The organism is Pararhizobium polonicum (assembly GCF_001687365.1).
Lineage (GTDB): Bacteria > Pseudomonadota > Alphaproteobacteria > Rhizobiales > Rhizobiaceae > Pararhizobium > Pararhizobium polonicum.
The window spans coordinates 23314-39483 of record NZ_LGLV01000009.1 but is presented as its reverse complement, the minus strand read 5'-3'; the positions used below and the strand labels follow the sequence as shown (position 1 = coordinate 39483).

Annotated in this window: 16 protein-coding genes and 1 pseudogene; 3 read left to right on the top strand and 14 right to left on the bottom strand. The window is 60.2% G+C overall.

Translation table 11 applies throughout. The features are described 5' to 3' along the window. Positions 1 to 2 precede the first annotated feature (2 nt). From ADU59_RS15065 to ADU59_RS15040, 6 genes are all read right to left on the bottom strand, one after another. Complete coding sequence (locus ADU59_RS15065; RefSeq protein ID WP_068954965.1) at positions 3 to 866, bottom strand: branched-chain amino acid ABC transporter permease; 864 nt, start codon at positions 864 to 866, stop codon at positions 3 to 5. After that, positions 853 to 1572, bottom strand: coding sequence for an ABC transporter ATP-binding protein (locus ADU59_RS15060; protein ID WP_068954964.1), 720 nt, complete (start codon positions 1570 to 1572; stop codon positions 853 to 855). The genes ADU59_RS15065 and ADU59_RS15060 overlap by 14 nt, the downstream gene beginning before the upstream one ends. Then, on the bottom strand, positions 1572 to 2291 hold the full coding sequence (locus ADU59_RS15055) for an ABC transporter ATP-binding protein (protein ID WP_068954963.1): 720 nt from the start codon (positions 2289 to 2291) through the stop codon (positions 1572 to 1574). Before ADU59_RS15055 ends, ADU59_RS15060 begins: the two co-directional genes overlap by 1 nt. A 67-nt stretch (positions 2292 to 2358) precedes the next feature. Further along, positions 2359 to 3639, bottom strand: coding sequence for an ABC transporter substrate-binding protein (locus tag ADU59_RS15050; protein WP_068954962.1), 1281 nt, complete (start codon positions 3637 to 3639; stop codon positions 2359 to 2361). A gap of 24 nt (positions 3640 to 3663) precedes the next feature. Further along, positions 3664 to 4725 (bottom strand): maleylacetate reductase, encoded by a 1062-nt coding sequence (locus tag ADU59_RS15045; RefSeq protein ID WP_068954961.1) that lies wholly within the window; start codon positions 4723 to 4725, stop codon positions 3664 to 3666. Continuing rightward, positions 4722 to 5585, bottom strand: coding sequence for a dioxygenase family protein (locus tag ADU59_RS15040; protein ID WP_068954960.1), 864 nt, complete (start codon positions 5583 to 5585; stop codon positions 4722 to 4724). Before ADU59_RS15040 ends, ADU59_RS15045 begins: the two co-directional genes overlap by 4 nt. A gap of 91 nt (positions 5586 to 5676) precedes the next feature. Here ADU59_RS15040 and ADU59_RS15035 point away from each other — a divergent pair, with 91 nt between their 5' ends. After that, positions 5677 to 6627: a LysR family transcriptional regulator gene (locus ADU59_RS15035; RefSeq protein WP_068954959.1), complete on the top strand. Its 951-nt coding sequence runs from the start codon at positions 5677 to 5679 to the stop codon at positions 6625 to 6627. Positions 6628 to 6663: 36 nt separating this feature from the next. Further along, positions 6664 to 6946 (top strand): annotated as a pseudogene (locus ADU59_RS29655) (integrase core domain-containing protein); the annotation flags it as partial. On the opposite strand, the gene ADU59_RS15030 reads toward ADU59_RS29655, so the two are convergent. The 8 genes from ADU59_RS15030 to ADU59_RS14995 all read right to left on the bottom strand — a co-directional run bounded on the left by ADU59_RS15030 (position 6943) and on the right by ADU59_RS14995 (position 14826). Beyond that, positions 6943 to 8217: an acetylornithine deacetylase gene (locus tag ADU59_RS15030; RefSeq protein ID WP_068954958.1), complete on the bottom strand. Its 1275-nt coding sequence runs from the start codon at positions 8215 to 8217 to the stop codon at positions 6943 to 6945. The pseudogene ADU59_RS29655 and the gene ADU59_RS15030 sit on opposite strands and share 4 nt — an antisense overlap. A gap of 91 nt (positions 8218 to 8308) precedes the next feature. Continuing rightward, positions 8309 to 9247 (bottom strand): ABC transporter substrate-binding protein, encoded by a 939-nt coding sequence (locus ADU59_RS15025; protein WP_068954957.1) that lies wholly within the window; start codon positions 9245 to 9247, stop codon positions 8309 to 8311. A gap of 46 nt (positions 9248 to 9293) precedes the next feature. Continuing rightward, entirely contained in the window at positions 9294 to 10061 is a 768-nt protein-coding gene (locus ADU59_RS15020; RefSeq protein WP_068954956.1) for an ABC transporter permease, read from the bottom strand. Continuing rightward, complete coding sequence (locus ADU59_RS15015) at positions 10058 to 10816, bottom strand: ABC transporter ATP-binding protein (protein ID WP_068955160.1); 759 nt, start codon at positions 10814 to 10816, stop codon at positions 10058 to 10060. Before ADU59_RS15015 ends, ADU59_RS15020 begins: the two co-directional genes overlap by 4 nt. A gap of 69 nt (positions 10817 to 10885) precedes the next feature. After that, entirely contained in the window at positions 10886 to 11593 is a 708-nt protein-coding gene (locus ADU59_RS15010; protein ID WP_068954955.1) for a TenA family protein, read from the bottom strand. Positions 11594 to 11671: 78 nt separating this feature from the next. Next, a complete protein-coding gene (locus tag ADU59_RS15005) occupies positions 11672 to 12997 on the bottom strand; it encodes an amidohydrolase family protein (protein WP_083198282.1) in 1326 nt (441 codons plus the stop codon). A gap of 434 nt (positions 12998 to 13431) precedes the next feature. Then, positions 13432 to 13962: a flavin reductase gene (locus tag ADU59_RS15000; RefSeq protein ID WP_068954954.1), complete on the bottom strand. Its 531-nt coding sequence runs from the start codon at positions 13960 to 13962 to the stop codon at positions 13432 to 13434. Between the two features lie 21 nt (positions 13963 to 13983). Continuing rightward, entirely contained in the window at positions 13984 to 14826 is an 843-nt protein-coding gene (locus tag ADU59_RS14995; protein ID WP_068954953.1) for an alpha/beta fold hydrolase, read from the bottom strand. 342 nt (positions 14827 to 15168) lie between these two features. Between ADU59_RS14995 and ADU59_RS14990 the strand changes: the two genes are divergently transcribed. Beyond that, on the top strand, positions 15169 to 16086 hold the full coding sequence (locus ADU59_RS14990; RefSeq protein ID WP_068954952.1) for a LysR family transcriptional regulator: 918 nt from the start codon (positions 15169 to 15171) through the stop codon (positions 16084 to 16086). Positions 16087 to 16170: the final 84 nt, after the last annotated feature.

Below are 16170 nucleotides of genomic sequence, written 5' to 3'. Positions count from 1 at the left end.
CCTCAATCGACCGCGCGCGGAAACAGGCCGCGCGGCTTGAACAACAGGACGAGCAGGAAAGCAAGATGACCGCTGAGGATCTGCCATTCCGGATTGATGGCGGCGCCGAGCGTCTGTGCGACGCCCAGGATGATGCCGCCGGCGAGCGTACCCCACAGCGAACCGAGCCCGCCGATGATAACCGCCTCGAAAGCATAGATCAGCCGCGCCGGTCCCGATGTCGGGTCGAAATTGGCGCGTGTCCCGAGATAGAGCGCGGCGATCGTCACCACCACCATGGCAAGACCGGTCGCGAGCGCGAAAATGCGCTTCGGCTGTATGCCCATCAGCCCGGCCGTGACCGGATCGTCCGAGGTGGCCCGGAAGGCGCGGCCGACGGACGTGCGGTAGATCAACTGGTTGAGCATGACGATGATCAGGATCGCGGAGGCAAAGGTCAGGACCGGCATGACGCCGGCGTTTACCGGGCCTAGCGGGATAGACGCGGTTTCCAGCCATCCTGCCGATACGCGCCGGCTGTCGGCGGTGAAACCTTCGAGCAAACCGTTCTGGATGACGATGGACAGACCGAACGTCACCAGCAGCGGCGGCATCATGTCCTTGCCAAGGGCCCGGTTGAGCAAATGGAATTGCAGCAGCCAGCCCACGGCGAACATCAACGGCGCGGCAACCACCGCGGCGACAAAGGGATGGAGGCCGAGGGCGGACACAAGAACGAGAATCACGAAGGCGGCGAGAACGATCAGGTCGCCATGGGCCAGGTTGACCAGCCGCATGATGCCGAAGACCAGACTGAGGCCCGCCGCAAACAGCGCGTAGAGACCACCGAGCAGCACGCCCTGGAGGAGGGTATCAAGCAGGTTCATGACCGTCCGCTCCAAAATATGCCGTGTGAATGGCGTCGCGATGCAGGTCCTGCGGCTTGCCGGTGAGCGTGATGCGCCCCTCCATCATGCAATAGACCCGATCGGCGACCTTGAGCGCCTGGGCGATGTCCTGCTCGACAACGACAATCGCGGCACCGGTCTCGCGGATGCGAGGGAAGGCTGCGTAGATGTCGCGCACCACGACCGGCGCCAGCCCGAGGCTGATCTCGTCGCAAAGCAGCACATCCGGGTTGGACATCAGCGCGCGGCCGATCGCCACCATCTGCTGTTGGCCACCGGAGAGCGCGGTTGAAGGCTTGTGGCGGCGCTCCTTGAGAATCGGGAACAGACCGTAGACGGTCTCGAGGGTCCAGGGACCGGCGACCTTGCGGCCATAATTGCCGACCAGCAGGTTCTCCTCGACGCTGAGGGACGGAAACAGCCGGCGACCTTCCGGTACCATGGCGATGCCCCGGCCCATGACAGCCGGCGCGGCCAGCGCGCCGATCGGCTCGTCGCGATAGAGAATGGCGCCCGGATCGTTACGAAGAACACCCGCAATCGAGCGCATCAGCGTCGTCTTGCCGGCACCATTGGCGCCGATGATGGCGACGGTTTCGCCTTGTTCAAACACGATGTCGACGCCGAACAGCGCCTGGAAGTCGCCATAGAAAGCCTTGAGTGCGCGTGTTTCGATCAGTGCCATCAGATCTCTATCCCCAGATAGATCTCCCGCACGTCCCTCGATGCCATGATCTCCTCGGGCTTGCCGATTCCGATCACCTTGCCGAAATGCAGCACCAGCAGCCGCTCGACCACGGAATTGAGCGCATGCAGCACATGCTCGATCCAAATTACCGCGACCCCCTTGGCGTGAACGCCGCGAATGGTCGCCACCAGCGCCCGGCATTCACCCTCGGTCAGGCCGCCTGCGATTTCATCGAGCAGCAGCAGCTTCGGTTCGGTGGCCATGGCGCGGGCAAGCTCAAGCCGCTTTCTTTGCAGAAGCGAAAGGCTGCCGGCGGTGGCGTTCGCCCTGTCGATCAATCCGGTATCGATCAGGATCTCGGCACAGCGGTCGGTCACTTCGCCTTCGGTCTTTCGAGCCCCGAAGGCTCCGGCGACGACCAGGTTCTCGAACACGGTCAATTGCTCGAAAGGCTGCGGGATCTGGAAGGTCCGCCCCATGCCGGCAAAGCAGCGCTGCATCGGCGGCGTCCGCGTCACGTCACGTTCCTCAAACCGGATGGTACCGGAATCGGCGGCGATATTGCCGGTGATCAGGTTGAACAATGTCGATTTTCCGGCGCCGTTCGGGCCGATGATACCAAGCGCCTCGCCCGGCTGGACCGCGAACGAAATCTGTTCGGCGACCGTCAGCGCGCCAAACTTTTTCGACACTCCATCCAGCTCAAGAATCGGCATGGTTCATCCTCCCGGGGGTAAAAAGGCCGCCTCCTCGCGGCCCCTCGTTGGCTTCATCAGGCCATAATCAGACGATCGCTTCCATCTTGCCGCCGAGTGGCACGTTGGTTGCCAGTCCATTCTCGACCACGACGAGATCGTAGCCGCCGCCGTCCCTGAGCCGCCACTGGCCGCCGACCAGCGGGGTCTTGGCGACATTTTTGGCAGCAAATGGCGGCAGGTTGCTGCTGCCCCACGCAATCGGGCCGACCAGTGTGTCGAGCCGGGTCTCGCCGATTGTCTTTGCCACGGCTTCGCCATCGGTGGGATCGCCGGCGCGCTTCATGACATCGACGGCGAGTTCGAACAGTGCATGCGCAAAGCCGATCGGCTGCGTCCAGGGGCGGCCGGTGGCCTTGGTAAAGGCGTCCGCTACCTGTGCGGCCGTCTCGCCTGTCAGCGAGGACTTGAACGGATGGGTGGGCGTCCACCAGACTTCGGTCGAGAGATTGTGGCCAGCCTCGCCCAGCGTTTCCACCGTTTGCGGGAACAGCAGAGCCTTGCCGATCGAAGCCACCTTTGGCTTGAAGCCCTGCTGCCTGGCCTGATTCCAGAAGGTCGCAAGATCCGGCGGAATGACCACGCCGGTGACGATCTCCGCATTCGCCTGCTTGAAGGCGTTGATCTGTGCCGAAAAATCATCGGACAGGTTCTGGAAGCGGCCAGGATCGGTCAGGGTATACCCGAGCTTTTCGAGCACCGGCGGAAAGCCGACGACCTTGTCGCCCCAGGCATTGCCGTCACCATCGTTCGGGAAGAGCCCACCGGCCTGCTTGTTGGTTTCCACCTGTGCCCACATGCCCGTGAACACCGCGATGACATCCTCCAGCCCCCAGAAGAAATGGTAGGCGAAGTTGAAGGGCTTCCATGACGCCGGATCGCCGGGATTGGCCTGCTGGCCAATGTACCAGGGCTGCCAGGGTGCCACCGTCGAGATGCAGGGCATTTCCTCCGCCTCGCACGTGGTGGAGACGGGATTGGTGGTTTCCGGCGTCGAGGAAACCAGCATCAGGTTGACCTCGTCGGTGAGGATCAGTTCCTTGGCCACCTCGGCCGCGCGGTTGGGGTTGGACTGGCTGTCCTTGACCACGACTTCGTAGTTCAGGCCCATCTTCCTGGTGGTCGCAAGAAAACTGTCGATGACGAATTTATCGGCCTCGCCAAAAGCGGCAAGCGGACCGGTCTGCGGACTGACATAGCCGAGCTTGATCGGTGCAGCCTGGGCGATTGCCGGCATGGCCAGTCCCGACGTTGCGGCCAGTACGCCCGTGGCAGCCGTCTGTTTCAGGAATTCGCGTCTTGTTGTCATTGTGCTCCTCCTCCCGAGAGTTCGCTATGATGTCGGTCGATTGCCTTCCCATGCATGCTGCAAGAGTTCGCGGATCGACCGCTTGTCGATGGGCCGTGGATTCCAATAGGGGTTCTCGACGGCGATCTGGCTTGCCCGGTCGAGATCGGCCTCGGTCAACCCCAGGTGCTGCAGGGCCATCGGCGCACCGATCGACTTGGCAAAATCCCACAGCCCGCCGCCCACGGAACCGCCGAAAATCTCCGCCACCGGGGCCAGGAGTTCGGGCACCGCAACAGCGTTGAAGGATGCCGTATGCGGCAGCATGATCGCATGGGTTTCGGCATGCGGTGTATCGAACGTGCCGCCCAGCGTGTGACAGATCTTGTGATGCAGTGCCATACCGACCGTGCCGAGCACTGTGCCGCAGAGCCACGCGCCGTAGAGACCGTCGGCGCGCACGGCAAGGTCGCCGGGCGTGGCCACGATTGCCGGCAGCGCAGACTGGAAGGCACGCAGTCCCTCGACGGCCATCAGGCTGGAGATCGGGTTTCGGTCCTGCGCGTAAAGCGCCTCCATCGCATGGGCCATGGCATTCAACCCCGATGTGACCGAGAGCCCGACCGGCAGGCCGGTGGTCAGGGCCGCATCATAGATCACCACTTCAGGCAGGATCCTTGCATCCTTGACGGTGGTCTTGCGCCCGCCTTCGGTCTGGCCGAGGATCGATGTCACCTCGGAACCGGCATAAGTGGTGGGAATGACGACCTGCGGCAGGTCGGTGCGGTAGGCGATCGCCTTGCCCAAGCCGGTTGTCGATCCGCCGCCGAGCGAAACGACGCAATCGGCACCGCTCCTGCGAACCACCTCCATGGCCGCTTCGGTCACCTCGACCGGCGTATGCATCACAGCCCCCGCAAACACGCCGGCGGAAAGCGGGCCAAGCCTTGCGGCCACCCCTTCGGCATCGGCTTTCTGATGCGGCGTGGAAAGCACCAGGGCGCGGCTGCAGCCGAGCTTTTCGATCCATTCGCCGGCAGTCTGGCTGCGTCCTTCACCGAAAACGATATGCGCAGCACTGCCCTGATAGCTAAATGTGCGGCTCATGAACGGCCTCCGTTTCTCGACCGCGCCATGACGAATGTCATGTCCGCCTTCCAGCCGCTGTCGGTCTGCTCAAAGTCGTACACAAGGTCCTGCTTGACCCCGAAGATGGCATCTTCGTCGAGATGCGGATCGTTGGCGTCATAGATGTGAGTGGTGATCGGCTCGAAACCCGGCGCCTTGATGATGAAATGCAGATGCGCGGGCCGCCGTAACGGATAGCCTGCCTGCTTGAGCAGCATGCCGACAGGCCCATCGTCAGGCACGCCATAACCGGAAGGCCGCACCGTCGAATAGCGAAATCCGCCGTCCTGATCGGCCTTGAATATACCACGCAGGTTGAATTCCGGCTGCATGTCGGGCTGCTGGTTCTCGTAGAACCCCAGCGCATTCGCCTGCCATGTTTCGATCACCGCGCCTGGAATCGGGTGACCATCGAGATCGTGTACGTGCCCTGACACCAGAAGTGGCTCCCCCGCCCCGTCGAGAGAGATCGAAGCGCCGAGCGGATATTGCGGAGCATCCTTGCGATAGAAAGGACCGCGCACGGTGTTGGGTGTGGCACCTTTCGGGCGGCGGGAATTGATTTCCTCAACGAGCGCCGAGGCGCCGAGCAGGTCCGACAGCAGCACCCATTCCTGGCGGCGCTCGTCGCAGGCATGCCCCACCTCGGTCAGAAATGCGATCACGCGCTTCCAATCCTCGGGCGTCGGGCGAAATTCCTTGATCAGCGCATGGAGGTGCTGCACGGCCGCCGTCAGGATTTGCGGCAGCGGTTTCAGCTCGGTACTGGCAAGACGTTGCGCGAAGATGTCAGCGGAATTGCTCTCGCTGAAACCTGGCGCCGAGTTTCCCGCCTGCATGTTCTCCTCCAAGATAATGTCCCGAAGCGACACTAGCAAAGCAGATCCGGTGCATTGATGATTTTATTACCATCCTGTATAACGATTTGTTATGAAGATTGACGAGCGCCATCTTGTGCAACTTGCCGCCGTGGTCCAAGCGGGTGGGGTCACCGAGGGCGCCGCCTTCCTGGGATTGGCCCAGCCGGCGGTATCGCGCACCATATCCATGCTTGAGAAGCGGGTCGGGGAGCCGCTGTTCGTCAAGGGCAAGCGGCCTTTGCAACCGACGCCGCTCGGCCGCGCACTTGCCGAACATGGCAGCACCATGCTCGCCGCCGGCCGCAAGGCCTCCGATACGATCGAGAGCTTCCGTGTTGGCAATAGCGGCATCGTCCGGGTCGGCGGTACGCCCTTCTTCATGGATGCTTTGATCGCACCGATGATCGCGGAGTTTCAGACCCGTCATCCGGATGTGAGGGTCGACCTAACCTACGGCTATTTTCCGGACCTTCGCACCGCTCTGCATGCCGACCAGATCGATCTCGCGATCTGCCCGATCGATATTCTTGACGAAGGATCGGGCCTCACCTTCCAGCAGATCCTGCCCGGCCGCAACGTGATCGCCTGCAGTGTCACCCATCCGCTGCTGCTGAAAAGACGGCCGCAACCCTCGCATTTGCTCGACTATCCCTGGATCGCGCCGCCACCCGGCAGTCCGCTGATGTCCGACCTGCGCGGCATGTTGCTGTCCTTCGGAGCAACCGAGATCAAGATCCGCTATTCCGGCGGGTCCCTGATGAGCGTCGTCAATTATCTCAAGACATCGCAGGCATTGACGATCATGCCACACAGTGTCGTCTTCGCACTTCGCAACGACAAATCGATCACGGCGTTGCCGGTCACGATCCCACACCCCGAACGCGCACTCGGGCTCCTCAAGCGCGCCGATGCACTTCGGGTGCCGGCCATCGACCAGTTCGCGCGCTACATCGGTGCGTCTTTTGATGATCTGAAATCCCTGATAAAACGGCACGAGCAATCCGTCGTCTGGGGAATGTAGGGGCAGCACAGGTTCCTTCGCCTGCCAAGACAGGGCCAACATCGGCTGACAAAGCCCAGGCATCCATGGACCAACGGCCGGGTCGAGCGCATGAGCCGAGCCATAAGGGACGCGACCGTCAAGCGCTTCCACTGTGACGACCATGATCAGCTTCGACCCCGTCTGCAAAGCTTCATTGCCGGCTATACCTTCGGCCTCCGCCTCAAGCCCCTGAAAGGGCTCACGCCCTACGCGTTCATCGGCAAACGATAGACGATGGAACCCGAAAGATTCATCATCGAGCCGACCGATCCATCGAATGCCGGGACGAAATGCCTAGCGCGGGGTCGAACTCCACGCCGCAATAAAATCGATCATGATTTTGGTATAGTCCTTCAACTGCTGGATCGACACCTGCTCGTTGATGCTGTGCGCATGCCGGAGCTTGCCGGGCCCAAAGACAGCCGCCGGAATCCCTTCATGCCCGAACCAACCGCCATCCGATACAGTCGAAGAAACTCCGAGGATGGCGGGCTCTCCCGTAACCATTTCATATTTTGAGGCCAGCAGCTTGATACCGGCATGCGACGGATCGAGTTCAAGTGCTGGAAAGATCTCGCCGCGCTCCTCGATCATCGACTTACCACCCCAGCGGAACGTCGGATGATTGTCTTTCAACCACGGATCGGCATTGGCAACATTGCGAATATGCGCCTCAATTTCCTGCGTGACGGCCTCGTGGTTCTCGTTCGGATAATAATGGACTGTGATCCACAGACGGCACTCGTCGGCGATAAATGCCGCATGACGTCCCCCTTCGATGACAGCGGGGTTGATCGTCGTGGAGCCGAGCGGGCATCCCGGATAGGATTTCGTGACCGCCCAATGACGTTCGAGATCCTGCAATCCTTGAATGACCTTCATCATCTTTTCGATAGCACTGGCACCGACCAATCCGCCGCCGGCATGGATCATCTGCCGGCGTGTTCCGTCGTGGAAACTCTGGGGGCTCTTGACGGTGATCCATCCGGTGATGACACCGCCCTGCCCCTGGATATGAAGGTCGGACGTGTCGACGACGAGAGCGAGATCCGCCATGTAGCCACGCTTGCAGCAATCGAGCGTTCCGGCCTCGCCGACCTCCTCGCCGATGACCGATTCAAACGTGATATCGCCCGGCAGCGGGATATTGTGTTCACGCAGCAGCATCAGCGCAAACAACGCACCCGCAAGACCGCCTTTCATGTCCGCCGCACCACGGCCGATGACGAGACCATCGCGCACGATCGGCGTGAACGGGCCGGTTTCCCAGGCTTCGTCCGGACTGACTTCGGCCACATCGACATGACCGTTTATGATAACGCTCTTATAGGCGCAATCACCTGCCCCCTTCAACACGCCGACCACATTGGGGTCGCCGGGATACATGTCCCAGGTGTCGATCGAAAACCCAAGATTCTGTAGATAGCCGGCAATGAAGGCTTGTGCATCCTTGGTGTTGCGCGCCGGAGGTGCCGGCGTCTCGAAGGAAATCAGCTTGCAAAGCAGATCGATAAGCTCGCCTTCGCGGCTGTCGACCTGATCGAGCAGGGTCTGGATATCGACACTCATGTCATCAACTTTCGAACTCTTGGAGTAACTGTATCGCGCGACGTGCGAAAAGACCGCCGGTCCGTGGCCCGCGGGACCGGCGGCCATCGCATCACTTCAACTCGACGGCATAGTCGCCGATCGGCAGTTCCTTCTTGATCAGCTTGTTCTCAAAGAGAAACTTGCTGTAACCTTCGTAGCGCGCCACATCCAGCGCCATCGGGTCCTTGGCGAACATCGGAAGCGTGTCAATCCAAGCGGTCTTGTTGAGATTGTTGTTCAGATCCGGATGGGTCTTTGCAAAGGCTTCCCAAGTCTCCTGGGGGTGGGCGAGAAGGTAGTCCGTGCCCTTCTTCATCGCCTCCATGAACTTCTTGATCTTCGGATCGTTGACGCTGTCCTTGTTGGCCAGGACGATCAACTCGTCATAGGCCGGTACGCCGAAGTCCTCGACATTGAACAGCTTCGGCTCGACGCCAAGATCGCGCATTTCGGTGGCTTCGAAGTTGCGGTAACCACCGATCACGCCATCGACCTGACCCGCCATCAGCGCGCTGACCAGCTGGAAGTTGACATTGATCATCGAGATGTCGCCAAGCGCGAGACCACCCTGCTTCAGCATGGTTCCCAGTGTCGCCTCTTCCACGCCGCTGACCGAATAGCCGATTTTCTTACCCTTGAAATCAGCCATGGACTTGATGCCAGAAGACTCCAGGACGGCAACCGTGTTCAACGGTGAATTGACGATCGTGCCGACGCGAACGAGCGGCAAACCCTGTTCGGCATACATATAGAGTTGCGGCTGGTAGCTGATGGCAAGGTCGCCCTGCTTTGCGGCAACCAGGCGCGGGGGCATGCTCGGATCGGCCGGCGGCACGATCTCGACCTCAAGGCCCGCATCCTTGAAGGCACCGATCTGTTCGGCAACCATGATCGGGGCATGGTCGGGATTGATGAACCAGTCCAGCAGGACCGTCACCTTTTCTGCCGCCTGGGCAGAAGTCATCGTCATCAGCGCAAAGGCTGCGCCGAGGGCTAGTTTTTTCAACATGCGTGTTCCTTTCTGGAGCTTCTTTTCTTGTAACGTCTTGGGAGAACTAGTTGGTCTGATTGGCATCGGGCACCCAGTAGAGGATGCGTTTCAGCAGGACGTCGACGCATTGCCAAAGGGCGACGGCCATCAGCGAAAGCACGAAAAGTGCGGCGAAGCAGACCGCCGTCTGCATGCGGGCATTGGCGTTGAGCATCACATAGCCAAGCCCGCCAGCCGAACCGACCCACTCGCCGATAACCGCGCCGATCGGCGCCACTGCCGCAGCAACCCGGAGACCCGATCCGAAGGCCGGCAGCGCCGCCACCAGGCGGACGTGTCGAAGCTGGGCGTAGGGTGAAGCACCCATGGTCTGGGCCAGCTCCATCCAGCCGGTTTCCGTGCGGCGAAGACCGTCATAGAAGGACGCCGCGACCGGGAAAAAGATGACCAGCGTTGCCGCGACAACCTTGGAGGACAGGCCGAAGCCGAACCAGAGAACGAGCAACGGCGCCAGTGCAAAGATCGGGATTGCCTGACTGATGACCAGAACCGGCATCAGCCAGCGTTGCAGGACCGGAGAGAACACCATCGCCAGCGCCAGCAGCGCACCGAACAGCAGGCCGAAGAACAGGCCGAGGAAGATTTCCAGCGCCGTGATCAGCGTATGCTCCATCAGATAGGCCCTGCCGTTCCAGAGCGCCTCGGCGACCAGAGGCGGGGTCGGCAGCATATAAGACGGCAGCTTGAACAGAACGGCACATCCCCACCAGATCAGGATCAGGCCGACGAAGATTACGACGCCACGGCCGCCGGCAACGAGTTTCAGGTTCATCGTGCATTCTCCACAAACAGCCGCAGCAATTCGCCCTGGCTCTTCTGCAATTCGGGATCATCGGGGGAACGTGGTGGTTTTCCGGCAACCGTGATGGGGGTGCCAAGCTTTGCCGGATGTCCCGAAAGCACCATCAGATGATGACCAAGCCGACATGCCTCCATGGGATCATGGGTGATGAGCAGGACGGTGCGCCCTTCCAGAAGCTCTGCCGCCAGATCCTGGACCATCGAACGGGTGATAGCGTCGAGCGCGGAGAACGGCTCATCCATCAGAACGATTGGCCGGCGCTCGTAGAGCGTGCGAGCGATCGCCGCGCGCTGGCGCATGCCACCGGACAAAGCCGAGGGCAAGGTCTTGTGCCGTGTCGACAGACCGACGCGCTCCAGCAGGTGTTCGGCCCAGGCTTTGTCGATCTTTTCACGCCGAAGGCGCGCACCGAGCGTGACGTTCTCGAAGACGTTCAGCCAGGGGAACAGCAGATCCTGCTGCCCCATATAGGCGATGCGATTTTGGATCGGCAGACCATCGGTGCCAATAACCGTTCCCGACGTCGCCTTGGCAAGTCCCCCGATGATCTTCAGCAAACTGCTCTTGCCGACGCCGCTCGAGCCGAGCAAGGCCACGAATTCCCCGCCCCTGATCTCGAAGCTCAGGCTCTCAAAGATGGTATGGGCGTCGAAGCGCAGCGTCAGATTGTCGACGCGGATACCCGGTGGCAGGACCTTTTCGAGTACCGGCCCGTTCGCTAGCATTCTGGTCTGATATGCGCTCAAGGTATTCCCCATCTGCCGTAGTCTCCCATTATCCGAGGCCAGACCGGCTCATTCTGCCGCGACAGAAAGAGCAGCACGCTCGGCATTGAGCCCCATCTGCCAGAAATCGGCTTCAAGGCGGGTTGCCGTCCTGAAGATCTGCAGGAGTCGATCGAACCGCGCTTCCGCACCGCGACGTTTGCCGACGTCGTCCAATGCATTGATCGCGTCCTGCACGCTCTGCAGATAATGCTCGCCCTCATAGTTGCGCAGCCAGTCGCCATAGGGATTGCCCTCAAGCACGGTCGTCTCTTCCGACATCAGGATCTGGCCTATCTCGCCATAGCCGGCCACACAGGGAATGAGGGCGACCATCAGATCGAGAATGTCACCGGAAAGGCCGATATCGAGCACGAACCGGGTGTAGGTCATGGTCTCGGGCGCTTCCGGCTCGGTCTGCATCATCTCCTCGGTCAGCCCCCAGGACGTGCAGTAGCCGACATGAACGGGCAACTCGTCAACAATGGCATTCAGCGACTTGGTGGCGGATCGAACCTCACCGATCGTCGAACTCTTGTAGGCCAGCAGCGCATAAGCGCGGGCGAAATGGATAAGGAACAGATAATCCTGTGTCAGGAAACGCTTGAAGCATGGCTGTGGCAACGCGCCGGTGGCCAGTTGTTTGACGAAGGGGTGGTTGACATAACCGGACCATTCCTCGTTGGCGGCGGCGCGCAGTTTGCCGAACAAGCCGTAGTCGAAATCGATTTTCTGCATTTCAGTCTTCCTATAATTCTATGCCAGCGTGCAGAGATCCTGAGTGCATCGCCGTAGGTCGTTTGAAGGGGATCCGAATCAGGCCTGGCTTCTCTTGACGACCATCTTGTCCTTGATCCGCCGGAAAGCGGCATTGGCTTCGCGCACGATCTTGCGTTCGTCCACACGTGTCAGTTCACGCCCCCGCATGACGACATTGCCATCGATGATCGAGGTATCGACGACGCTGCCGTTCGACGCAAAGACAAGGTGGCTGGTCATGTGAACCGGTGTGTCACGCAAGAGCGGCGTGAAGATCGCGCTCTGGGTTTCCACCAGAATGATGTCCGCCTTTTTGCCAACGGCGAGCTGACCTGTTTCATGGCCGAGCGCCTTGGCGCCGTTATTGGTGGCCATGCGCAGAACGTCCTTTGCCGGCATCAGGCTGGCGTCGATGCGGCTCGCACGCTGAAGAAGCGAGGCATATTTCATGACCTCGAACATGTCCGCGCTGTTGTTGCACTCGACAGCGTCGTGCCCAAGTCCGACATTGATACCTGCCGCGATCATCTCGGGCACGCGCGCAATGCCATTGCCCAGCTTGGCGTTCGAATTCGGATTGTGCGAGATATGCGTTCCCGTCTCCGCCATCATTGCGATCTCGTCGTCGCTCAGCCAGACGCAATGCGCGGCAATGGTGTCTGCGCCCAGAAGACCCATGTCATAGGCAAGCTCCGTTGGACGCCGGCCGAACTTCTCCAGGCAGAAGTCGACTTCGGTCTTGGACTCGTTGAGGTGGACGTGAATGCCGGTCTTCAGATCGTTAGCCATGGCCCGCGCATCGCGTAGCAATTCACGCGACGCCAGAGGAAGCCACTCGATGCCGATGCGGACTTCCACACGGCCATTGGCTTTGCCGTGATTGCGCTGATAGGCATCGTAATTGTCCTGCAGGCTGTCGAGATCGTGCTCCGGCGAGGCGACGTCATTGGACAATACGGCACGAATACCAATATCGTCGGCCGCCTGCGCAAGCGAATCGAGCTGGCGATACATGTCGTTGACGGTCGTCGCGCCGGACTTCACCGATTCCGTATAACTGGCCAGCGCCGCCCAATAGGCAGCTTCAGGATCGAGAGCGCGGATTAGCGGATACCAGCATTCATCAAGATACTCCCACAACGGCATGTGGTCGTTGAAACCCTTGCCGATGGCCGTGTGGTAATGAAGGTCGATCAGGCCCGGCATGACGATCTTGTCGGTCGCATCGATAACCTCATCAGTCGCGCCGCATTCAAACGTCTGGTCCGCTGGCACGATTGCCGAGATACGATCGTTGTCGACGATGACGGTGGCCGCTTCGTGATATGTACCCGCTTCGTCAAGCGTCAGAACCATGCCGTTTTTTATGATCAGCCGACCCATCTCGTTTCCCTCAGTTCTTGAATGGAGCGCTCCGCGGACGGCGATCCGGCGGCTCGCATTGTCTGTCACGCTATCAGCGCTTTCGTGTTCGATCTAATCGAGAGTGATGCTGGGCACGTTGCCGAAAAGGCAACACGGCAACCTTTGCCTAAACCCCGCGCAAAGCCCTGCCGAAAAATCGGGCGCCGAAGACCAGCCACGCCTCGATACCCTGAAATCACACCCTAAAAAGCCAATCCGCAGCCCGCCTTCCCGCCTAAAGAAGGTGCACGTCATTACAGTTGCCCTGCGAGCCGTAGCGGCACGTGTTGCGTTCGCATGCACACGAAGACAATCAGCTAAAATTTGTCCTGCAAGTGAAACCGGAGCATCGCATAAGTTCATCGGAACACTGGCAGCGGCCGGCTGAGATCTTTTCCAATCCAGCGCTGCCATCAAATGCTGTGATAGGCGCGATCGAAATATATCAGCGCTCGTTTGTCTTTGCTTTCGCTGATGCGCAGGACGTCACACAGCAGAATATCATGCGTGCCGCCATCGCAGATCGAGGAAATTCTACAGTCGAAAGAGACCAGGGCACCGTTCAGTACTGGAGCGCCGGTTTCGAGCGACGACCAGGATGCTGCCGAAAACCGCTTCTCTGCCGGTGTTTTGCCTCCGAACAATCCACATAATTTTTCATCGTCACCGCTGACGACATTCACACAAACCACCTTGTTCGCCATGACGGCCGGATGCGCCGAGGCGTCCCGGTTGAGGCAGACGAGCAAGGTGGGTGGAGAATCGGTCACGCTGCATACGGCAGTCGCGGTAAACCCTGCCCGACCAGCGGGGCCGTCGGTTGTCACGATCGTCACAGCCGACCCCAACCGCGCCATCCCATTGCGGAACGCGCCCTTCAGATCGCCATGCGGGCTCGGCGGCGCATCGGCATTCGCCCTGACTGCATTCGAATGTACCTGCATTGATCGCCTCCGTTTGGGACTTCAGGCTCGCCCGGCGGCGCTCGCCTGCACTTTATCGAACTCGTCGCGGACGCCGTGATTGAGCAGAAAGGACAGAACGGCACGATTGAAGGCCTGTGGCTCGCAAGCCGAAACGGCATGGGCTCCGTAGGACAGGACCTGCAGAGTGGCACCCGGAATGCGCCTGGCCAGCTCTTCGGATGCATTCACCGGAGTGAGAATGTCGTCCTTGGCCACGAGAACCAACGTCGGGGACGAGATATCGGCCAGATATGGCGATCCATCATGCTTGATCACCGCCTCGGCGCGGGCGGCAAGAATGGATATCGTCGTCGAATTGGCGACGGCGGCGAGAAAACCATCTGCCAGTGCCGGCCAATGGTCGCAGACGAAACGCGGTGGATAGAGAAAGATCGGCGATGCCTTGTGGTAGCCCTCCACGCCATAGGCGCGCAGCAGATCGAGACGCAGCTCCATGCAAAGGCGCATCTGCGCACCAAGAGTGGACCAGGATCCGTAAAGCACCATCCGGTCGACTCTGCCCGGATGACGAGCCGCCAGCACCTGACCGATCGCGCCACCTGTCGAGTGGCCGAGGAAGGACGCGCGTTCAATGCCCAATTCGTCCATCAGGCCGACCAGATCGTCGGTCAGCAGCTCGATGGTATAGTCCTGCTCGGAGCGAACGCTCTGCCCGGTACCGCGGTGATCGTAACGAATGACGGTGAAGTGTTCGCTGAGTTCGGCCATGTTCGGGTCCCAATAGGACGCCACGCCGGCAAGGCCTGTGACCAGAAGCAACGGCGGACCGCTTCCCTCGATGTCATAGTAGAATTGTGAGCCATCGACCGTCGCGAAAGGCATTTTTCCGACTCCTTGATTCCCCAGCTGTCGGCGCCTTTGTGCAATGCGCGGCCAGATGGACTGGATGCTTTCTCGGCGTCTGCACGACCTTGCATTGCAACGGCTGCCAGCGAATTCACGGAATGCCAAGCGAGCCCGCCGATGGTCCGGCAATGGTTCGGAATGCTGAAAGCGCGGCGGCGACTGCAAGATGAACAGACGACGACGTGATGCATAACAACTCCGCCGGCCCGGAAAGTAGATCAATATGCGGTCAGCCGCGTTGCCGTTTTTCGAACGCCACATGCAACGATTGGCATAGAGATTGCTTTGTCTGTTCCAACCGGACGATGGAGACCGACCATGAATTTGAACACGTACAAATATTTCAACGAGGTTGCCGAGACGCGATCGATACGACGGGCCGCAGACCGGCTGCACGTCGCGCCATCGGCCATCAGCCGTCAGATCGCCATTCTTGAACAATCCTTGGGCACTCTGCTTCTGGAGCGGACCAATACCGGCATCCAGCTCACCCCGGCGGGTCTGGTGCTGGAACGCTTTACCCGCCACATGTTCCGCGACATGGAGCGGGTACAGGAAAGTATCCGCAGCCTGAAGGGGCTTAGGCTGGGCGAGGTCAAGATCTGGGTCATCGAAGGCCTGATCATGGACTTTCTGCCGCGCACGATCGCCGATTTCAATGAGCAGTTTCCGGCGATCAAGTTCTCGGTCTATTCGGAATCGTCGGACCGCATTGCGGAGGCCCTGACCCGGGATGAGGCTGACATCGGCATTGTTTACAACGTCAAGGGCAGGCCCGGTATTGAAATCGTGGCACAATATTCCGAGCCGGTGATGTGCATGGTCAGCCCCACCCATGATTTTGCCAGCCGGGAAAGCCTCAGCCTTGCCGAAATATGCAGCCAGCAGATCGCCCTGCCGATCACCAGTTTCGGGCTCCGCCAGTTGTTCGACCATGCGACAACCAAAAGCAAGCTCACCCCCGACATTCTCGTTTCCACCAACAATCTCGAGCTGACCAAGGCGATGGCGATCACAGGCAGGACACTTGCGATCGCGCCGGCCCTGGCTGCGCGCAAGGAGTTGAGCGACGGGCGTCTGCGAGCCATTCCGATTCAGGAAGGCGACTTTTCCGAAGCGACGGCAGCCGTCTGTGTTCATCGCGACCGGCAGCTGTCCTATGCGGCAAACGAGTTCCTCAAGCGGCTCGTCAAGGCCTTCCAGGCAGCGACCAAATCATCCACACAACTGTCCTGAGAGGCACAACCAGAGGTCTCGCGTTGCCAAAACAGCAACATGACATGGGCCACATTCGATTACTTGTTCAAAAATTTTGCTGCT

Coding starts and splice junctions, on each gene's coding strand:
- ADU59_RS15045 (WP_068954961.1), bottom strand. CDS start 4,725: ATGAGCCGCACATTTAGCTATCAGGGCAGTGCTGCGCATATCGTTTTC.
- ADU59_RS15040 (WP_068954960.1), bottom strand. CDS start 5,585: ATGCAGGCGGGAAACTCGGCGCCAGGTTTCAGCGAGAGCAATTCCGCT.
- ADU59_RS15030 (WP_068954958.1), bottom strand. CDS start 8,217: ATGAGTGTCGATATCCAGACCCTGCTCGATCAGGTCGACAGCCGCGAA.
- ADU59_RS15010 (WP_068954955.1), bottom strand. CDS start 11,593: ATGCAGAAAATCGATTTCGACTACGGCTTGTTCGGCAAACTGCGCGCC.
- ADU59_RS15005 (WP_083198282.1), bottom strand. CDS start 12,997: ATGGGTCGGCTGATCATAAAAAACGGCATGGTTCTGACGCTTGACGAA.
- ADU59_RS15020 (WP_068954956.1), bottom strand. CDS start 10,061: ATGAACCTGAAACTCGTTGCCGGCGGCCGTGGCGTCGTAATCTTCGTC.
- ADU59_RS15055 (WP_068954963.1), bottom strand. CDS start 2,291: ATGCCGATTCTTGAGCTGGATGGAGTGTCGAAAAAGTTTGGCGCGCTG.
- ADU59_RS15050 (WP_068954962.1), bottom strand. CDS start 3,639: ATGACAACAAGACGCGAATTCCTGAAACAGACGGCTGCCACGGGCGTA.
- ADU59_RS14990 (WP_068954952.1), top strand. CDS start 15,169: ATGAATTTGAACACGTACAAATATTTCAACGAGGTTGCCGAGACGCGA.
- ADU59_RS14995 (WP_068954953.1), bottom strand. CDS start 14,826: ATGCCTTTCGCGACGGTCGATGGCTCACAATTCTACTATGACATCGAG.
- ADU59_RS15065 (WP_068954965.1), bottom strand. CDS start 866: ATGAACCTGCTTGATACCCTCCTCCAGGGCGTGCTGCTCGGTGGTCTC.
- ADU59_RS15025 (WP_068954957.1), bottom strand. CDS start 9,247: ATGTTGAAAAAACTAGCCCTCGGCGCAGCCTTTGCGCTGATGACGATG.
- ADU59_RS15060 (WP_068954964.1), bottom strand. CDS start 1,572: ATGGCACTGATCGAAACACGCGCACTCAAGGCTTTCTATGGCGACTTC.
- ADU59_RS15035 (WP_068954959.1), top strand. CDS start 5,677: ATGAAGATTGACGAGCGCCATCTTGTGCAACTTGCCGCCGTGGTCCAA.
- ADU59_RS15000 (WP_068954954.1), bottom strand. CDS start 13,962: ATGCAGGTACATTCGAATGCAGTCAGGGCGAATGCCGATGCGCCGCCG.
- ADU59_RS15015 (WP_068955160.1), bottom strand. CDS start 10,816: ATGCTAGCGAACGGGCCGGTACTCGAAAAGGTCCTGCCACCGGGTATC.